The following is a 20706-nucleotide window of genomic DNA, read 5'->3' on the forward strand; positions in this document are numbered from 1 at the left end:
CTTATTTTTTTAATTTATGAAGATTAGCTACCAAACTTGAAGCATTACTAAATGCCTTAGACACATCTGATCTTGTATTTTTCATTTTTGAAATCGAATTAAATATCATATCTGGATTAAAACCTTGCAATTGTTGTGCTGTTGGCCATTCAGCTTGTCTTTTTAAATCGCTAGTTTCAGCCCAAGGGTCTCTTTGATCCCCCTCAAAAAATACTTTAACTGAGCCAGGAACAATACCTGTAACACGTGCAAAGCCTTTATCATCAAGCACGCCTTGATACTCTTTACCTTTAACATCAACTACTTTAAATTTCCCTTGTTTTATCGCCTCACCATGAATATAGCTATTGAAAAGCTCCAACACACCTTTGGCATTATTTGACTTCAATGATTGCTGTGAAGTATTGATATGCGCTCCAGGTTTAAACACATGCTGTCCAGCATTCACCTCAAACTTCCCACCTGTTTTTGGGAAAATTCCTGAATTATTCAGTGCAATTTGCGATGAACCACCTGTAATCACAACCTCTTTAGGACTACTAATCACAACTTTGTCATCGGTAGATGAAATGGTAATACCCAGCTTGGCAAATACATCTAAAGCATCTGACTGTGCCTGAATTTCAACTTTACTTTGCGCTGCAATAGCTTTAATGCCACCTTGAGCAGCAAATAAACTGAGTTTGTTTTGCGCGTGTGCAATCAAATTCTTTTGCGTACTCAAGTTGATGCTATCACCTGCAATTTGATTGATCTGCGAATCTGCCGAAATATGAATGTCTTCAGGGGTACTTAAGGCAATCCCATCTTGTGAACTTAATAAAAGCAAGGCTTTATTGAATTTAGCAATTTTTTGCTCAAGCTGTTCTGTAAATTCTTTTAGTTGCTCAATCGATTCTATTTCATCCGTCTTTTGATTCTTGGCAATATCACTTAAGGCTTTACTGTTGGTCTGGCTACCTTCAAGTTGCTTTTTGGCAAGCTCTGAATCAAGGTGATCACCTTTGGCTTGGTCTTGTTTGTAGGTCGAAAGCAGTAAACCTTGCCCTGCACGTAGTGCTCCCCATTGGTCAGTTCTCAGCTCAAAACCTTCTCCACGATCATCACTTTCTGCTTTGTCTTTTGGATGACTCAGTTTGCCCAAGTTGAGTTGGCTGGTGCCATGACTACTCTGTAACTGGCTGCTGATTTGGCCAGTAGTATCGTCAAACCTCAGTTGATTGTAGCCACTGCCTTGATACTCTCGACTTTTTATTCCTGCCAGTTTCTTGGTGTCAGGCAGTTTGCCTTTGTCATCAAACTTGCTTGGATGACGTTGCGCTTCATGGATGCGCCCAACCACAAATGGACGGTCAATGTTGCCATCAAAGAAGTCAATTACAACAATCTCACCGATTCTCGGTAAGAATCGTGCACCATAGCCTTCACCTGCCCATGGGGTCAGGACATCGACCCAAGCTGAATCTGTATCATTGTCATTAGAACCCGCACCGCCATCATGGGTATTGTCTTCATTACGGCTAAACAGGAAACGAACTTTGATACGCCCCCATTCATCGACATGAATTTCTTCTCCACTTGGCCCCACCACTTTGGCCCGTTGTGGTGATGCAATCGGTCGGTGTTGTAATGGGTTATAGGCTGGAACCGTGCTGATATTACGACGTTGAATGGTTAAATTGCTGGCTTGACGTTCATCACTCGTGTTGCTGGTGATTTGACTTGTTTGCCAATTGCTTTGTTGGACTAAAGCGGTGACTTGATCGGTGAGATCTTTAGGTAAGTTATTTTGGTTATAAAAGCTTTTAGCCGTGATTAAAAATTCTTTGTCTGCACCTGAGTGTTGATCTATCTCAGGATGTTCATTTAGTTCAAACCAATAACCAACATGTGCATCGCGCACAGTTGATGTTGCTGTAAATTGTTTGGCTTGTGAATCGTAGTAGTTGCTGAGGTTTTGGTTAAACTTTTCAATCTGACTATTGCCCGATGGCGTGGCACCATCTTCGCCATTAAGGTCTTGAATCCATGCAGGACTAAAGTGCCAGGCTTGTTCTAAAGCTAAACTGGCATTGTCATAATTTTCACTATGGCTGTGTTTACTTTGAACACTGCCAGCGCCTTCATCAATATCCAATACATCAGCTTGCCAACGCTGGATATACACTGAAGTCGGTTGAATGGAACGCTGACCAATAAAATTGGTAATTGAATCAGTTTTTTCTACGGCGCTGCTTCTATGGAAGCGAATATTGCGGCGTTCTAAGGCACTGAATTGCGAATTATCATCAATTAAACGAAGCTTTTGTGCTTGAATTTGTTCTGTTGAGCTCGATACTTTAAGCTGAGCTTCATCGATCAACCAGTTAATCCCTTCACTTCTCATCAAACGGGTCAGGAAGTCAAAATCACTTTCAGATGCTTGCATAATGAATGGGCGCACATCATAGTCTTTGCTTAAGCCACTCTTATCTAGACTCAGACTTGAGGCAAACAGTGGGCTGCGTTGTGCCCATTCTTGAAACACGGTCTGGATCACATCCACAACCGACTTATTCATAAATACTCGAGAGTTTCTACGATGTTTCCAAAGTGCTGTTGGGTCTTCTACAGTCAAACGATAGATAGTAAGAGAACCATCAGATGCGCCAATATCGGCTTGGGTCACAATCCCTGAAATACGGGTTAATTCGGATTTATCTGTGACGATATCAATTGCAGCTTGAGTTCCAATAAAGCTTTTTAAAGGGATAGTTGCTGACGTTGCAAGACAGATGAGTTGGAGCCGAACACCTTCATTGATTTGATGTGTTCCATCAATACGTTGTAGGAACACTTGTTGGCTCAACGCCGAATTAGAAAATTTTACGTGGATCGCACGCTTTTGTGCAGATAATCCAAGCTGCTCCAAAGCAGCGTAAATATTGTTAGACATGCATTATTATTTAATTTTAAATTGTGATGTATTCTACTAAAAAGTTAGGCGGACTGTCTATACAGACCTGTCTATTTATTACTGGTTATTTACACAACACTGACTAGGTTTTAAATATGCCCGTTTTAGCTCAATATCATTATTGATAATGGTCATTTGCAATGATTAAAAACTTGAAAGTGTGCTTAGAGTTTTTCACCAAACATAACTGATCAACAGCTCAAGATAAAAAGCTAAAATATCAAACGTATATAATATTAATATTGGGTTCTTATTCACGCTCTAAAATACGGGGACCAGATCCTTGGTGTCTCAATACATCTTCTGGATTACGTAAAGGACATTGTTTTAGAGATAAACAACCACAACCGATACACCAATCCATTTCATCTCTTAAACGTGTTAGTTTTTGAATACGCTCATCTAAATCCTTACGCCAATGCGATGATAACACTGACCATTGTTCTGCGGTTAATTTGCTTCCCATAGGATAAACACTTAATGCATTTTTAATTTCTTCCAGAGAAATTCCTACTTTTTGTGCAACCTTAATAATTCCAATATAACGTAAGACAATTGATGGAAAACGACGCTGATTTCCATTTGTTCTGATACTTTTAATTAGCCCTTTCGACTCATAAAAATGCAAGGTTGAAACAGCTACACCACTCCGTTTAGCCACCTCTCCTACCGTCATCATTCGATTAAAATCAATTTTTTCTTCTGTCTGCATTTTGATATTTCTCAACATTACTTGAGGTTTTATAATTCAGCAAAGTACATTTGTCAATTGATCTTACCTGCCATGGCTTTTCATCATTACAACTCAAAATACAAAAAACGTTATCGCCAATTTAAGCCATTGTAAAAATCTTATCTCTCTACAAATTTTCTGATCAAAGCCCATTGACCTAAATATAACTTGAGGTTTTAGACTGCTTGCCACAGCTATTATGAATAACAACAAGCTATTAATTTTAAAGGTTTTAATCATCCAGCCTTATTTCTTCAGGAAATATTCTCATGCCATATTTCATTAAATTAAGTTTAGAAAGCCAATGGCTGTGGACCATCAGCAGATGTTGTCTTGCGCTTCTATTTCTAAGTTCAGGACTTAGTAAAATTCTTGCTGTAGAAACAGGATTTTTGGAAATGCAGGCGGCTGGTCTAGAGCCTGCGTGGTTATTTAATTATGCTTCTGCGTTGATTCTACTTGTGGGCGCCTATTGTATTTTATTTGAGCGGCATATGTGGTTCGGCACACTGATTCTTTCTGTATTTTTAGCACTGACAATTGTGATTGTGCATCACTTTTGGAACATGACTGGTATTCAAGCCAATATCGCCTTTTACTTTGCACTTGAACATATTTCAGTGATTGGCGGTCTTTTAGCGCTGACCATTGCCAGTCATTTTCGACAACAACTCCGCAACCTTGGAGTTGTCGCATGAAAAACAACAAATGGCTTTTTCTAATCGCGATCACTTTAATTCTCGTGGGTGTCGCAATCTATTTTTATTTAAATTCTCGTTCAAGTGAAACGCATCAATCTGGCGCTTACCCTCCAGTCAAAGTGGCCTTGAGTACAGTGGTCGAACAAAATATTCCACAGACACTTTCCAGTATTGGTGAGTTGGAAGCAATCCGACAAGTCAAAGTGTCTACAGAAACAACAGGTATGATCAAACAGATTTATTTCCAATCTGGACAAGCTGTTCAACAAGGTCAAATACTGGTTCAACTCAATACCGATGTGGAACAAGCTCAATTAGGTCGCTTGCAAGCCAAATTGAAACAAGCCGAAATGGCCTATCACCGCAGCAAACTTTTGATTGATAGTCATGCGATTTCACGGGCAGAAATGGATACCGCATTGGCTGATCGAGATATGACGCGTGCAGAAATCCAACAGCTACAAGCCAGCATAAAACAGAAAGCGATTCGAGCCCCCTTTTCTGGTGTCATGGGAATACGCCAAGTACATCAAGGACAATATTTAGAGGCAGGCACTGGTATTGCTAATCTGGTCGACTTTCGACAAATTCTTGCCAATTTCACATTGGATGAACAATTGGCATCAAGGTTAAAAATCGGACAATCTGTACAACTCAAAATTGATGCATTTCCTGAAAAGTCCTTTACAGCTGTGGTCAGTGCAATCGAACCGATGATCACAACATCGCGAACTGTGCAGGGGCAAGCAATTTTAAATAACCATGATCAACAGTTAAAACCGGGCATGTATGCCAAATTAGACATCCAAGAATCTGAACGCCCAAGCTTGGTCGTTCCTGAAACTGCAATTACCTATACGGCTTATGGCAATACTGTCTTCCTTGCAAAACAAGACCATAACAAGCTGATTGTGCAACGTGTGGCGGTAGTGCTCGGTGAGCGCCATCAAGCCAAAGTTGTAGTCAAATCTGGGCTCAAAGCAGGTGATCAACTTGTTGTATCAGGACAACTTAAATTAAGTGATGGTATGCAAGTTGAGCCGACCATAAATACACTTGAGCATCCCCAACCTTCCTCGATCAAGCCCAAAGTCTAGGGAGATAAGCGAATGAAATTTACTGACCTTTTTGTAAAACGCCCTGTATTGGCCTTGGTCGTCAGCACCTTGATCTTGCTGGCGGGCTTGTTTTCCCTGAATAAACTGCCTATCCGACAGTATCCTTTACTTGAAACTTCAACGATAAGTATCAATACAGAATATCCCGGTGCATCTGCTGAGCTTATGCAAGGTTTTGTCACCCAACCCATTGCTCAAGCAGTGTCTTCGGTAGAAGGCATCGACTATCTCAGTTCTTCTACTGTACAAGGTCGTAGTGCTGTAACGTTACGCATGCAATTAAATCGTGACTCAACCCAAGCGTTAACAGAGGTGATGGCAAAGGTTAATCAAGTCCGTTACAAATTACCAGAACAGGCATTTGATCCAGTCATTGAACGTTCTTCAGGTGAATCTACCGATGTTGCCTATATCGGATTTTCCAGCGAACAACTGTCCTTGGCGGAATTAACAGATTATTTGTCTAGGGTGGTAGAGCCCATGCTGTCTACAATTGATGGCGTTGCTAAGGTACAGACCTATGGCAGTCAGCGTTTGGCTATGCGGATTTGGTTGGATGCCGATCGTTTGGCCAGTCGTGGTGTAACTGCCGCCGATGTCGCCAATGCGATCCGTCAAAATAACTATCAAGCCGCACCGGGTCAGGTCAAAGGCGAATTGGTGGTTTCAAATGTCAATGTTTCCACAGATCTCACCAGTATTCAGGACTTTAAAAATCTGGTGATACGCAATGATGCTCAAAATCTAATTCGTCTACAAGATGTGGCAACAGTTGAACTTGGCGCTGCTTCGACAGAAACAAGTGCCTCTATGGATGGTAAATCTGCAATTTTTGTTGGTCTACAAGCGACGCCTACAGGCAACCCCTTGGTGATCGTACAGGGAATTAAAGATAAATTGCCTGAGATCAAAAAAACTTTGCCACCGGGGGTTACAGTTAATCTTGCCTATGAAACAGCCCGTTTTATTGATGCCTCTATTGATGAAGTTTTACATACTTTTATCGAAGCGCTGATTATTGTTATTGCGGTGATCTATCTGTGTTTAGGTTCTTTACGTAGTGTCTTGATCCCTGTAGTGACAATTCCACTGTCAATGTTAGGTGCCTTGGGTTTAATGCTGTTATGTGGCTTTAGCATCAATTTACTCACACTTTTAGCCATGGTACTCGCCATAGGCTTGGTTGTAGATGATGCAATCGTGGTGGTTGAAAATGTCCATCGGCATATTGAAGAAGGAGCAACCCCAGTTGCAGCAGCTTTGATCGGGGCACGAGAAGTCGCAGGCCCTGTAATTGCAATGACCATTACACTGGCCGCAGTGTATGCTCCGATTGGTTTAATGGGTGGATTAACTGGTTCCTTATTCAAAGAATTTGCTTTTACTTTAGCCGGTGCAGTTTTGGTTTCAGGGATTATTGCCTTAACCCTATCTCCTGTTATGAGTTCATTTCTACTTCAATCCAAACAGCAGGAAGGTAAAATGGCAAAAGCAGCCGAATGGTTCTTTGAACATTTGACCCAGCTTTACAGTAAATTGCTCAATTTTTCCTTACATCATCGTTGGATCACAGTCGTTTTTGCGATCGCTATTTTTATTAGCCTTCCATTGCTTTACCAACTCCCTCAAAAAGAATTGGCGCCCAATGAAGATCAAGCCAGTGTATTGGCAGCCATCAAAGCACCACAACATGCCAATCTGAATTATGCTGAACACTTTAATCAAAAACTTGATGAAATCTTCTGGACTTTCCCTGAAACCAGTACCACGTGGATTATTAATGGTACAGATGGGCCTGCATCAAGTTTTGGTGGAACAACCCTTTCCACATGGTCTGAGCGAGTGCATTCTGCGGATGAAATTCAACAGCAACTTCAAGCCAAAGTTGGTGATGTAGAAGGCAGCAGTATTTTTGTATTCCAAAATCCTGCGCTTCCCGGTTCAACAGGTGGTTTACCCGTACAAATGGTGTTACGTAGTGCACAAGACTATTCAACCATTTATCAGGCGATGCAGAACATCAAGCAAAAAGCCCGTGAAAGTGGCCTTTTTGTGGTGGTCGACAGTGATCTAGACTTTAATAACCCCGTGATTCGAATCGAGGTTGACCGGGCCAAAGCCAATAGTCTGGGTATTCGTATGCAAGATATCGGCGAAGCCTTGGCGACATTGGTTGGTGAGAATTATATCAATCGTTTTAGTATGCAAGGTCGTGCCTATGATGTGATTCCTCAAAGCATCAATACACAACGTTTGACAGCTCAAGCACTGACACGACAGTTTATTCGTACCGACCAAGGTACACTGATTCCCTTATCGACTGTGGTCAGTCTAAGTGAACAGGTAGAACCCAATAAACTCACTCAATTTAATCAACAAAATGCTGCAACTTTTCAGGCAATCCCCGCCGCTGGGATTTCCTTAGGTCAAGCTTTAAGTTTTCTGAAACAGGCTGCCTCTGAATTACCGACTGGATTTAGTTACGACTGGCAAGCCGATGCACGTCAGTATGTACAGGAAGGTAACGCTTTGATGTTTGCATTTTTAGCCGCGCTGATTGTGATTTATCTGGTTTTAGCTGCTCAATATGAAAGCCTAATGGATCCATTTATTATTTTAATTACGGTTCCGCTGTCGATCTGTGGCGCATTAATCCCCTTGGCTTTTGGACTTGCCACAGTCAATATCTACACTCAGATTGGTTTAGTCACACTGATTGGACTGATTAGTAAGCATGGTATTTTAATGGTTGAGTTTGCCAATGAATTACAAGTTCATGAAGGTTTAGATCGGCGAGCGGCTATTCTAAAAGCTGCTCAAATTCGTTTACGTCCAATTTTGATGACCACGGCGGCAATGGTGTTTGGGCTGATTCCTCTTCTTTTTGCCACAGGCGCTGGCGCACATAGTCGCTTTGGTCTAGGGCTTGTAATTGTTTGTGGTATGTTGATCGGGACCTTCTTTACGCTTTTTGTCTTACCTACTATTTACAGTCTGTTGGCTCGTCAACACAATCAAGACCTTCACTCTAGCCGTTTACACGAGCTACAACAGATTGACCAACATGAGCAAAAATCATGACGTTGAATGGGTTGAACATCCAGCATGCTGCTGTCTAAGCTTCTGTGTATGATCAGATCGCTTGAATATAATTTTTTATTGATAAAGTTCTATATCTATAGAACTTTATCAATTTTTTAATGCGTGATTCTAACCACTGATTTAGAGCTACTGATTTAGAGCGACTGATTTTTAACGACATGGTTCACTCATATTTTTACAGTTGGGTTTTGCCGATTTGATTGTTTTATGATTCTAGAATCTCATTTCGAACCCTGCTTTGATGGTACGACCGGGAATCGGCATACCGATCACTGTACCAGGATCAAAGTTATAACGATTGGTTAAGTTATCAACATTAAACGAGAGATTTAGATTTGGATTCAGTTTATAGCTCGCAAAAATATCAACTAAGGTTTCCGAAGAAATTTCGGTCACCGCACGCCCACTCACCCCTGTACCCTGTAACCAACCTTTAGGATTTTTCTTTTCAGAATGATATCTGGCACGTACCCCCACATTAAGTTTATTTTCAAACAAACTCTTGCCTAAGCTCATATTAAAAAGTTTACGTGGTGGCAAGCGTGTTGAAATCAAACTCCAAGAATCACCGACCTCATTACAATCATCTTTCGTCGCTGGGCATACTTTCGGTGCTTGATATAAAGTTCCATTCATGTTTACAAAGAAACTTGGATGATGGTAAGCAAGACTAAACTCTAAACCTTTCAATACAACTTGCTCATAATTTAGGAAAGTATAGGAGGTGGTATAAGGCAAAATAAAATCAGGCGTAATCTCATTAACAATATCTTTACGTTGTACTCCTTGGGTCAGGAAATTTTGGGTTTGATTACGGAAATAATTGATATTGAATTTTAACTGATCTGCTTCAGTGAAAACGTTATCGTTGTGCCCAATAAAACCAAACTCAACAAGACGAGAATTCTCTGATTTAATCGGCAAATCTGGATCATAACTAAAGGTTTGTTTGGAAACTGTCGATTCAAACAAACTTGGACTGCGGTACATATTGGAAAGTTTTGCATAGACATCAATACCATTCAGCAACTGATAATTCAGCTGCGCCATCCAGTCGATCTTTCCGTCATAGTCTCGAAGCGCATAGCCTTTGTCATTTAAATCTGAATTGGCGACCGGTCTCATTGCGACATACTGGTCTCCATAATCCTTAATTTTTGCCTTATGCCATTTGCTGCCTAAACTCAAAGTAAAATCTTTAAAGAGATAATCGCCATTGAGAAATAGAGAGGATTCCTGACGTAATCCATCACGTGCGATTTCATTATCAATAAGATTTTGTGGCTTCATCCGTTGCTCATCATATGTCAGACCATAATTCAAGGTTAAAGCATCAATTTTACTGGTATTTTCTAAATTAATCCCGCTACGGTAGTCCTGAAAACTCCCCCAATATTGATCACCATACTGTGAATTCGCAATACCAATCATGCCATTGTGCTGGCGATATTTGGCATTGGTATGCCAAACCCCTAACTCTAAATCAAACCACGGATTATTCTTGGGCTTATAGGTATAGTTGCCACTGAAAGCATTAATTGCGGCGGTTCCAAGTGACCACTGTGGCATGGTATATGCGCCCTCTATATATTTGGGTAGAACATAATCACCATCGATATATCCCCAAGGTGGAGAGTTAGGATCAATCACTTGTGATCTATTCCAATAAAAAGCCATGACCTCACCCGCTTTTTGCATATGGCGGCGCATATTCACTTCAACACGATGTTCTTCTGTAATATTCATACCCGCTTTGATGATGCCTGAATCACTTTTATAACTGGTGTTCACCACCTCTTGACCGGGTCCAACATCAACAATATCTCGCGCTTCATAATAATCAATGCCGTGTTTTCCAGCATAGTAATTACCGACTTCTCGTTTACTATAAGCAGCGACCAGATCGAATACATCATTCCGATAAGCAGCAGCGATTGTGCCAGCGCCATTTTGAAAATTATTCGAGGACAGTTTATTACGAAGCAGATAAGACATCTGCTCACGCTCATTATCTGAGGTCTGTGGTGCTTTGTTATTGTTATAAAAACTGCCTTTTAGCATGACACCTGATTGACGATTAGGCAGCAAAATATCGTTTGCACTGAGTGTACGCATTTTCACGATTCCGCCAATACCGCCCACACTAAATTTAGCTCGCGATGCGCCTTTTTCGACTTCAATCTGACTAATCAAATCCATATCGATATAAGTTCGGTCACTCTCTCCTTGATAGCCTCGAAAGGTATGACTGGATTGTAGGCTACCATCAATAATTACAGGGACACGCCCCTCACCTTGTACTCCACGGATACCAATATCAATTGCACCCGCTTCGTTACGTAGGCTATTGACTTGTACACCAGCGATATCAGAAAACACATCGCCATTCCCCGTGCCTCTAAATCGGCTAATGTGTTCACGATTCAGCTGTGTTGTATTGACCTTTTGTTTTTGTTGTACAGCATTGACTTTAATCTGAGGAAGCGTAACAACATCACTGTCCGTATTATTGAAAAGCAAAGGGTTATTTAACGGAGTGCTTGTATTTGCAATCGCAGTGTTTTTATCTGTATTCGGTTTAGCTGAGCCAGATTTAACGATTAAGACATATGTCGAACCTTGCTGCTCTACCCGATAAGGGTGATCTGCAAGCAAGTAATCGAAGCCTTGCTTTACACTATAATGCCCGGTAATTCCTTTACTTTTTAGCCCTTTTAAAATATTTGCATCATAACTAAAGGCAATACCCGATTGTGCTGCAAAACTTGATAACACATAGCCCAATTGATTCTCTGAAATTTGATAATATTTTTCTGGCGCTTTTTTCGCTGCCATTGAAACATTTGGAGTCATTTGTGCATAAACACCACTGATACAAAAGCACTGTATTAACATGGCTAGAGTTTGTTTTTTAAACTTCATAGGAACGCCCACACTTGTGAATGATTTTCATTTTCAATAATCATTACCCAGTGAATTGTTAAAACATGACATGAAAATTTATATTTTTTCTGGTCTGGTCCAAATCCAGATCAACCCAATCAGCAAAATGACCAGCAGGCTAAGTTTTAAGTGCAAATGCAGTGAAGACACCATTAACATGGTCGTACCGAGTAAAATACTCAATGTCATCATCCATTTACGTGAACGCGAAATCTGTTTAAAACCGCCGCGATACTGTGCGAGCAACATTGCAATATAACGATTTTGATGTAACCAACAATGCAAGCGTGCTGAACCTTTTGAGGCAAAAATCGTTGCTAAAAAGAGGAAATCAAAAGTTGGGATCCCCGGCAATACAATGCCCACCACAGCGAGAACAAGACATAAAATTGCCAAGATGATGCAGATCACACGCACCACTGAGGATGAATGTAAATTTGCGGATGGCGTTACTGGCAAAGACGCTAACAGCGTTAAGTCTTTGCCTTGGGTGTGATTGCTGACAGAAGACGCTTTCTTCATGTTGAATGAATGTCTTTTAATAATGCGCCAAAATAATCAAAGGCTTGTTGAGCAGCGTAAATGACACGATCTTGCTCGTCTTGAGTAAAGTCAGCCTGATCAAGTTCCTCAATAAAGTGTTTCCAGACTTTGGCCCGCCCTTCTGGATAGGCAGCTAAATTTCTTGCAGCAAAATCTGCGGAAAACCCCAAACTTTGTTGCGCTTGTTTAAATAAGAATGCTGCACCCAGCGTAGAACCTTCAGACACATAGATCCAACCCAGCGCTTCAGGAAAGCCGATCGTTTCAGTAACCAAGGCCAGCGATTCTGGTTCGATCTGAAGGTCTTGTAGGTCTAAGTAAGCTGCTTGCGAACGTCCACGAATATCTAAATCAGAAATCAAGGCTGCAACCTTGGGATGTTGAAATAAATATTCGACATTTTTTTGAAAATAATACTGTGACAAAGTAAATTTTGCATAATGTGCGACGTCTTTAAATACTTGGGCTTTTTCCATTAATTGATGCATATATTCATGTTGACTGGCTGTCTCTGTTTTTAAACGAGATGCAAGGCGGTTGAGTGTGAATGAGGTGCTCATCAATTTTCTCCAGTTTGTTTGGTTTAACTGTATTACCCGCCTTGTCTATAAAAAATGACATCATTTCTTAATTATTTTTACTTTTCTGATTTTCAGGTTTCAGCTGAATACTCAACACACGATCCCCGAAATAACGTTCTACTTTGATTGGATAGCTGAATTGCAATGCTGTTTGTAAGGTGCCAAAGTCATTGACTGGATATGAACCTGAAACTTTTAACGACTTCAATTGAGGGTCAATGTCTATATATTGATGTTGATAGCGCCCAATCTCTTGAAGCAATTTTTCCAATGGCATTTCAAAAGCCATGACCATGTGGTTTTTCCATGCCAATATATTCGGATCTAAACTTTGTAATGCTTTGAAATTACGATCATCAAAGCAGAGCTGCTCACCAGCATGGACAATTTTAATGTGTTTGGACTGGTTCAAACTGACTTTCACTGCGCTTTCTATGACGCCTAGACAGGTTTGATTTTCACTGTTGTTGAAATACTGAACATTAAATACAGTGCCAAGTGCTTGCAGATTTGCCGATTCAGTTTCGACCAAGAATGGGCGATAAGCATGATTTTTTTCTTTGGCCGTACGTATTTGTATTTCACCATAATGTAATTTTACAATACGTTGATGTGCTGTATAACGCACGTCCAAAGCCGTATGGGTATTTAATTGAAGTTGTGTCCCATCTTCCAGTTCAAGCTGTTTCTGCTGACCCACCGCAGTACGATAATCCGATAACCATCTATAGCGATAATCTGAGTTCCATAGCATGACACTGCCAAAACACAGAAAACAGGCAAGCAACAATTGTTTGGTTAAATTAAATTGGGCATTTTTCTTGCCTTGCTGAATCAGCTGTTGCCCATCTTCGGGAAATTCCTCAAGGCTATACAATAAGCGTTCGGCTTTAGACCATGCAGCTTGGTGTTGGGAACTTTGCTGTTTCCATTTTTCAAATTCAAGCTGTTCAGTTTCATTTAGGGGGGCGTGTTGGATTTTAATGATCCATTGCGCTGTTTCTCGATAAATTTGATCATGCAACATGCAGGCATTAATCCATAACAGCTAAACATTGACTCAGTACTGAAACCAGATCACGCATCACGGTTCGGGTAGAAATATTTAAGCGTGTTGCAATTTCCTGTTGAGTCAGCCCTTCTAATTGTGACCAAATAAAGACCTGTTGCTGGCGCTCAGGCAATTGATTGAGTAATTGATTAATCAAACATAAAGATTCAATTGCCGATATTTTTTGCTCAGGTGTAATTTCATCATATTCAGGTCTGCTTGAAAGCGCCTCTAAATAGGCTTTTTCAATCGATTTACGTTGATACCAATTAATCAAGATTCCCTTGGCAACAGTGGTCAAAATTGCACGCGGCTGATCAAAATACAATTCATCTTTACGCTTTAAGATACGCAGAAAAGTATCATGCGCTAAATCAGCGGCATCTTCACTATGGTTGAGGCGACGTTTTAACCATTGATATAACCAAGAATGGTGATGACGATATAGCGTGCTAATAGGATCAGACATGTTTAAAGAGAATGAGAATTATTAGCAATATCTTAGCAAAAAAATAAAGAAAATGAGAGCTCAGTTTGCCCTTTTAATTGAATTTTTTAATTTATCCAACTCATTTATAAGACTACGCAACATACTCAAATGGGACATATGGTAATTCTAAAAGAACATTTAATTCAAAATTATTATAATTTTATCAAAAGCTTATCGCTTTTAAATAAAAAATTTCTCGACCATCCTCAAGATGACCGAGAAACTGTTTATTACGTATTGACTATAATTTATTGACTGATCGCTTGATCCATATTTTTAGCAAATTGTTGAATATCACTGGCTTGAATTGTTGTTTTACCTTTGCCAATCACTTGAAATTGTTGTGCTGCCGTTTCCCGCATTTTGACTTTACCTGTTGCGATATTCGCATCAAAACGTTGCATAAACTCATCCACATATTCCTTCTCAGTGACAATATGATCACCATTCACATCGGTTGCAAAATATTGTTTGTCACGCGCTGCTAGATAATCTCCAAGCGTTACATAGTTTTTCCCTTGACCATATTGGCTAATAAATTCGTTGATGTTGCTTGGCATCGGCATTGAAATTGGTAGTTTCACGCGGAATCCATCATGCGTTGCATTACTATTGCCCGCTAATTTGGCATCTTCTGCATTTACTAAGCCATCCAAGTTTTTATCAAACTCATTAAAGGTTTTTAAACCCGTCTCCTGAAATTCCTTTAGGGTCAGTTTCTGATCTTTATTATTATCGAGAATGCCATAACGTACATGCGCCTGTTTTTCTGACATTTCACGGCGTTGTTTAAGTAATGGCTCTAAACGTGCTTGCTCGAATTGAACAAACTGCACTTGATTGACTTTTTTATTCGTCTTAAACAATTCGGCATAGTCCTGAGTATATTGCTTAATTAAAGTGCTACTGTTCTGCTCTTTATTATTAGGATGGTAAAGCACATATAATGCATATGCCTGTTGATAAGCATTGGATTGATCGACTGTAGCAGCAATCGCTGATCCAGCAGTTGCCATTGCAGTTAAACTGGTCATCCATAGCGCCAATTTTTTCATGTTCGTTTCCTTGGAGGTGAATATTTGTTGAATTAAAAAATTCTTTCCATTGTGCTATTTAAAAAATCAATATTTAAATTCGATACTTGCCACAACATTACGTCCTGGTTCAGCAGCACGATCGATTACACTAGCCTGATTCGCCCCTGTAATTGTTCCCACAGCAGCATAATCCCAATAGGTCTTATCAAAGATGTTATTCAATGCCACGTTCAGCTTGGCAAACTTGGTCACATTCCAATATGCGGATAAGTCAAATACGGTATAACCTGCCACATTCTGATATTTGATATCATCCTGATAAGAACTGACATCTCGCGTTGCCATCCTTCCACCAACAGCAGTTGCGGTCATGCCTAAGCCAAAGACTTTATTTGGATCATCATAAGCAAAGGTAAAGCTGCCTTTTTCTGGCTGAACAGAATTTACACCACTTTTTCCGCCATTTTTATTTTTTGCCGAGCCTTTGGTTTTACCTGCAACAAGTGCAAGACTATAGCCATCTGAGTTTTGAATAAACTGACCTAAGTCAATTCGTGTTGAAAGCTCTCCACCCCAGATCTGTGCATTAGCTAAGTTTTCTGCGCGATAATAGCCAAAAGGATATTGAGGCGTATTGCCATAGTTAAAGTAGTCGATAAAATCTTTATATTTGCTGTAGAAACCTGTCAAATCAAATTTAATCCCTTCAATTGAGGTGTTTCTTAAACCCACTTCGAAAGCATCACTGGTTTCTTTTTTTAAGTTCGAATTACCCACCACAATATAAGCAGGATTAGCTAACATTGTTTGATAAATCCCGCCAATTTCAGTTGGCGATGGAATACGATTACCTCTTGAATATTTTAAATAGCTATAATTATCTGGGGTAAACTGATAACTTGCAGAAAAACTTGGCGAAACATAATTATAGTCTTTGGCTTGTATATCACTATAAGAGGTAATTTCAGGTCTAAACTCCTGACGTTCAAAACGAACCGCTGGAGTTAGAGTTAAATCTCGTCCCAATACATCCAATCGGATATCATCAGCAACATAAGCAGAGTAACGTTTTAATTCAGAATTTAATAAATAACTACCTTGATATATGCTTGTAATTGGAACGCCATTACGAAGATCTAATTTAGTACTTGCGTAATCTTTCTTGTCTGCTGTAATGCCATATTTAAGCTTTTGGTTTGTAAATTCTTTGCTTGCTTCAATTTTTATACCAGTATTTTTCTCTTTATAAGTGGTTGAAAAATCACGTGCAACTGTCGCACTATTCATAAACGAAGTATCATTATCATTGTTCGATTCCTGATACCATATTTTACTGTTTAATTTATCAAAGAGCACAAAGTCATTCGGTCTATAAATATAATCAATACTCAATTGTGTTCGATCTATTTCTTGGTGTTGTTTTGCATCGCTCTTAAAATTAGAGAATAAATCGGCTGCAATATTATCTGTGTCAGACTTTTTCTTATAATAATCCGCAGTAAAATTTAGTTGGTGTTGGTCAGATACATTCCACAATAATCGGGTAAGCACTGCATCCGAGGTCCAATCTGCTGGAAAAGCTGCCGTTTTTGAATTTGGTTTGGTTTCACTTCCCTCACGATGCGCATAAGCCACAAGTGCTTTGAGATCATCATTACCGACAGCGCCTGTCACAGAACTTAACCATGCGCTGTCCGCAGAGCTATAACCTGCTTTTAATGTTCCAGCGACTGTTTTGCCATCAACTAAATAATCTTCTGGTGATTTGTTTTTAAAAGAAACCCGACCACCAATACCATCTGTTGATACATCAGTTGTTCCTGAAACAATATCGACACTGGTAAACATCTCTGGTTCAATATAATCCCGACCAGCACCGCGCTTGCTCATGCTTTTAGGTGGTACATAAGTACTTACTGTTGCCTCGGCTAAATCTACCCCATCTACATCTAAGCCAATTCGATTTGCATCTATACCACGGATGTTATAACTACTGGTGCCAGTACCATCAAAAAATGTTCCACTCCCTCCAACGGAAAACGGCGCATTGACCAAAGGCAAATATTTCACAATACCTGCCATATCGGTTACACCCGTCTTATCCATGTTTTCTCGGTTGATTGAAGTTCGAGAAACAGGCGCATCATTTTTATATTCGGCATAGACCGTAATCGTCGTCAAAGCATTCTCATTCTTTTCCAATTTACGCTTTTCGGAATTATTCTCTTCTGCATAGCCTACCGTAGTGATGCTTGCTGTCATTAACGCAAGCAAACATAATGACAAATAACGTGGTTTTAAAACCACAGTATCAGACTTGGCTATATTATATAGCGCAACAGGGTTTAAATTCATGAGGGAGAAACCTTATTAAATGATATTAATCATCATTAAATGTGTATATTTAGACTCATCCAATATGTTCAAATCGGGAGTCAAAACATGGATTACAAATATACACATACAATCTATCAAATGAGAATAATAATCAATAACAATATCATTTACAATAACGGTGCTGCCAGATGTATTTTAAAGCATCAAAAAAATAATTAAGATAATGAAAAATAATAAATATTTATAATTAAAAATTAACTCTTTTATCAAAATTTGTACATGATTTTAGGGGAGAATCTGTATTTTTGGATGATCTTATTACCTTAGAATTCGTATATTTTGTTGTTGTTTATAGTTTTACAATGTCGTTTTCAGTTTAGCTTTTCCACCCAATCATCCTATTGTTAATATAAAAACTTATTACATCTTTCCTTTTTATTTCTCTTTAATTTCTCGTTATATTTAGGTTTGTCTATTTTTTATTCTGATTGGCGTTATTAAAATATAAACACTCAAATATTAACCATAATAATCAAGTATTATAAAAATTCTAACAGCAAAAAATATTAATTTTTAGGTTTTAGTATAAAATTGATTTCGTGATTTTTTATTCAAGGCTTTTTCATTAATACCCAATCTCTGAGTTTGCTCGTGCTTTTATCCAGTCACTAAATGCTTTAACTTTAGGTAATTCATTATTTTTCAATGATGTAATATAGTAATGCTGATCGCATTTTAAATACATGTTTTTAAATGGCATTACCAGTTCACCACTTTCTAAGTCTTTTTCTACGAGTTTTTTACGTCCCATGGTAATACCCAAGTGATTTTTAGCAGCAATTAAAGCCAGATCAGATCGGTCAAAACTCATCTCTGAAGAATGATCCATATTTACATTAAAATGCTGCGTCCAACTGTTCCATTCATCTGCGCCTGTGCCGTTACTCCATGCTTGGCAGTCATGCAGCAATGTGCAGTTTTTTAAGTTGTCTAGATGATCGTGGAGGTTAAATTTTTCAGCATATGCAGGACTACATACGGGGATAATATATTCGTCCATTAAATGCTGATAATTCAACTGAAAAGACGGTTGATTGTCAAAATAAAGCGCAATATCAATTCCGCTACGTTGAAAATTTACATCCTCATTACCCGTTAAAACTGAGAGTTGGATCAATGGATAACGTTGAATGAAATCAGGCAATTGAGGCACTAACCAACACTGAGCAATCGATGGTCTTGCATAAATCGTGAGTGAGCCGACAAGTTGCTGATTTTGCAGTGCCTTAATTTCAACGTTTAACGAGTCTAATGAAAATTGTAAAGCAGCTAAAATCCGCTGTCCCTCAGTGGTTAACTTTACTTTACGATGCAAACGTAAAAACAGTTTGATATTAAGTTCTTTTTCTAACAAATTAATTTGGTGACTTACCGCACTTGGGGTTAAAGACAGTTCTTCAGCGGCGAGTGCAAAAGACTCATGTCTTGCCGCAACTTCAAATGTATACAGTTTTGAGAGCTGAAAACCGGTTAGATTTTTATGTGCGTTGGTCATGCCTTTTCCTTTTTGCTGAAACAAAATGATTGATCACATGCTTCTTGCTGTCCTATGCCCATATAAATAACGTATAAATCATTTAAAAATCAAAATTTATTTAGGATTTATTTTTCAAGTGAATTATTTTAACCCGTAGATCAAATATCATCGTTTGACGGATTTCTCTGGTTTAACTTCAATAGACCAAGAACAACTTTTGTCACAGAGATATATGGTATGGAAACCAATTTCGTGGATGTCGGTATATTATTAACCAGTATCGGGTTAATTATTTTCACTATTTTAAAATTTAAACTGCATCCCTTTTTAGCTTTACTTCTGGCAAGTTTCTTTGTCGGTGTAGCAATGAAAATGCCATTACTGGATATGGTCAATGCAATTGAAAATGGGATCGGAAGCACCTTGGGTTTCCTTGCCACAGTCATTGCACTGGGTACTATTCTCGGCAAAATGATGGAAATCTCTGGTGCTGCTGAACGTATCGCCCTGTCTTTGCAACGATGTCATTGGATATCCAGTGATGTGGTCATGGTGCTGATTGGGCTATTTTGTGGTATCACTTTATTTGTAGAAGTTGGTGTAGTTTTATTAATTCCTTTGGCTTTTTCTATAGCGCAGCATACCAAAACCTCTTTGTTTAAATTGGCGATTCCATTATGCACCGCATTAATGGCTGTACACTGTGTAGTACCGCCTCACCCTGCAGCACTTTATGTCACCAATAAACTAGGGGCTGATGTCGGTACTGTAATTATTTTTGGCTTAATGGTGGGTTTAGCCGCCGCACTGGTCGGTGGCCCATTGTTTTTAAAATTAGTTGGTCAACGTTTACCGTTTAAAGCCGTACCTGTCGAATTTTCAAAGCTTACCTTAAAAGAAGAACACAACTTACCTTCTTTAAAAATCACCTTATTTACGGTATTTCTTCCAATCGGGTTAATGTTAATCAAAACTGTGGCTGAATTAAATAGCGATACATCTTCTCAGCATTCACACATTTTAGGCTTTATCGGCAATCCGATCACCGCGATGTTTATTGCGGTATTTGTTGCTTACTACACCCTCGGTCTACGCCGTAATATGCAGATGGGAAGTTTATTAAAAGCCACCGAAGACTCTTTTTCTTCAATTGCCAACATCCTATTCATCATTGGGGCTGGCGGTGCATTTAACAGTATTTTAAAAGCCAGTGGTTTAGCTGACTCAATGGCAGTCACGCTTTCCCACTTGCATATGCATCCAATTTTACTTGCGTGGTTGGTTGCTCTGATTTTACATGCAGCTGTAGGCTCTGCAACTGTTGCAATGATGGGTGCAACCGCTATCGTTGCACCGATGTTAACGCTCTACCCTAATATTAGTCCCGAGATCATGGCGATTGCGATTGGTTCAGGTGCCATCGGTTTTACCATTGTGACAGACTCTTTATTTTGGTTAGTCAAACAATACTGTGGTGCTACATTAAACGAAACCTTTAAATACTATACCTCTGCAACTTTTCTTGCCTCGCTCACCGCATTGGGCTGCACCTTCCTGCTTTCTCATTTTATTTAAGC

At 39.3% G+C, this 20706-nt stretch carries 14 protein-coding genes; 4 read left to right on the plus strand and 10 right to left on the minus strand.

Translation table 11 applies throughout. From position 1 onward, the window contains the following. Nucleotide 1: 1 nt before the first annotated feature. Both ACG916_RS13555 and soxR read right to left on the minus strand, forming a co-directional pair. Nucleotides 2-2935: a type VI secretion system Vgr family protein gene (locus ACG916_RS13555; RefSeq protein WP_419330111.1), complete on the minus strand. Its 2934-nt coding sequence runs from the start codon at nt 2933-2935 to the stop codon at nt 2-4. A 271-nt stretch (nt 2936-3206) separates the two neighbouring features. Continuing rightward, nucleotides 3207-3668, minus strand: coding sequence for a redox-sensitive transcriptional activator SoxR (gene soxR / locus ACG916_RS13560; RefSeq protein ID WP_056513223.1), 462 nt, complete (start codon nt 3666-3668; stop codon nt 3207-3209). 290 nt (nt 3669-3958) lie between these two features. Here soxR and ACG916_RS13565 point away from each other — a divergent pair, with 290 nt between their 5' ends. From ACG916_RS13565 to ACG916_RS13575, 3 genes are read left to right on the plus strand one after another with little or no spacing between them, the layout of a single operon-like run. Beyond that, nucleotides 3959-4387, plus strand: coding sequence for a DoxX family protein (locus ACG916_RS13565; RefSeq protein WP_105713489.1), 429 nt, complete (start codon nt 3959-3961; stop codon nt 4385-4387). Beyond that, entirely contained in the window at nt 4384-5487 is a 1104-nt protein-coding gene (locus ACG916_RS13570; RefSeq protein ID WP_419328977.1) for an efflux RND transporter periplasmic adaptor subunit, read from the plus strand. Before ACG916_RS13565 ends, ACG916_RS13570 begins: the two co-directional genes overlap by 4 nt. Nucleotides 5488-5499: 12 nt before the next feature. Beyond that, entirely contained in the window at nt 5500-8589 is a 3090-nt protein-coding gene (locus ACG916_RS13575; RefSeq protein WP_419328979.1) for a MexW/MexI family multidrug efflux RND transporter permease subunit, read from the plus strand. Between the two features lie 234 nt (nt 8590-8823). Here the strand turns inward: ACG916_RS13575 and ACG916_RS13580 are convergent, their stop codons facing one another. The 8 genes from ACG916_RS13580 to dsdC all read right to left on the minus strand — a co-directional run bounded on the left by ACG916_RS13580 (nt 8824) and on the right by dsdC (nt 19147). After that, nucleotides 8824-11532 (minus strand): TonB-dependent receptor, encoded by a 2709-nt coding sequence (locus ACG916_RS13580; protein ID WP_419328981.1) that lies wholly within the window; start codon nt 11530-11532, stop codon nt 8824-8826. Between the two features lie 78 nt (nt 11533-11610). Further along, nucleotides 11611-12075 (minus strand): YbaN family protein, encoded by a 465-nt coding sequence (locus tag ACG916_RS13585; protein WP_419328983.1) that lies wholly within the window; start codon nt 12073-12075, stop codon nt 11611-11613. Then, nucleotides 12072-12656, minus strand: a complete 585-nt coding sequence (locus ACG916_RS13590; RefSeq protein ID WP_419309583.1) for a biliverdin-producing heme oxygenase — start codon at nt 12654-12656, stop codon at nt 12072-12074. Before ACG916_RS13590 ends, ACG916_RS13585 begins: the two co-directional genes overlap by 4 nt. A gap of 67 nt (nt 12657-12723) precedes the next feature. Further along, nucleotides 12724-13704, minus strand: a complete 981-nt coding sequence (locus ACG916_RS13595) for a FecR domain-containing protein (RefSeq protein ID WP_419328985.1) — start codon at nt 13702-13704, stop codon at nt 12724-12726. Nucleotides 13705-13711: 7 nt separating this feature from the next. Beyond that, nucleotides 13712-14197 carry a sigma-70 family RNA polymerase sigma factor gene (locus ACG916_RS13600; protein ID WP_004717675.1) on the minus strand — a complete coding sequence of 162 codons (486 nt, stop codon included), beginning with the start codon at nt 14195-14197 and terminating at the stop codon, nt 13712-13714. Nucleotides 14198-14466: 269 nt separating this feature from the next. Next, complete coding sequence (locus ACG916_RS13605; RefSeq protein WP_419328987.1) at nt 14467-15273, minus strand: hypothetical protein; 807 nt, start codon at nt 15271-15273, stop codon at nt 14467-14469. A gap of 66 nt (nt 15274-15339) precedes the next feature. Then, complete coding sequence (locus tag ACG916_RS13610) at nt 15340-17610, minus strand: TonB-dependent hemoglobin/transferrin/lactoferrin family receptor (protein ID WP_419328989.1); 2271 nt, start codon at nt 17608-17610, stop codon at nt 15340-15342. A gap of 607 nt (nt 17611-18217) precedes the next feature. Continuing rightward, nucleotides 18218-19147 (minus strand): DNA-binding transcriptional regulator DsdC, encoded by a 930-nt coding sequence (dsdC, locus tag ACG916_RS13615; protein ID WP_336951977.1) that lies wholly within the window; start codon nt 19145-19147, stop codon nt 18218-18220. Nucleotides 19148-19366: 219 nt separating this feature from the next. On the opposite strand from dsdC, the gene dsdX reads away from it, so the two are divergent. Beyond that, entirely contained in the window at nt 19367-20704 is a 1338-nt protein-coding gene (gene dsdX, locus ACG916_RS13620; protein WP_419330109.1) for a D-serine transporter DsdX, read from the plus strand. Nucleotides 20705-20706: the final 2 nt, after the last annotated feature.

This window comes from Acinetobacter legionensis (assembly GCF_048552295.1).
Classification (GTDB): domain Bacteria; phylum Pseudomonadota; class Gammaproteobacteria; order Pseudomonadales; family Moraxellaceae; genus Acinetobacter.